Raw genomic sequence first — 227 nt, forward strand, 5'->3', positions numbered from 1 at the left:
TCTTCTGTTTGGTAGTTAACGACTACTTGTCCTGCTTTTTCGTAAACATAAGTTACTGTAGTTGTACCTTCAACGACATCACCAGTAGCTGGTTTAGAACCGTCTTTCAACTCTTTAGCTGTTAAGTAATATTTAACACCATCTTTAGTGATTTCGTCTTTTTGGTGGTCTGCTGTGTCATATTTAGCATTTAGAGAAGCATCTGTTTCGTCTTTTTCGTCTTCAGC

At 37.4% G+C, this 227-nt stretch carries 1 protein-coding gene; it reads right to left on the reverse strand.

Annotated elements, in window-relative coordinates; all coding sequences use genetic code 11:
* A partial coding sequence (locus HMPREF2613_RS05905; RefSeq protein ID WP_148129941.1) for a MucBP domain-containing protein occupies nucleotides 1–227 on the reverse strand: 227 nt, incomplete at both ends.

Source organism: Streptococcus sp. HMSC070B10 (genome assembly GCF_001808665.1).
GTDB lineage: Bacteria > Bacillota > Bacilli > Lactobacillales > Streptococcaceae > Streptococcus.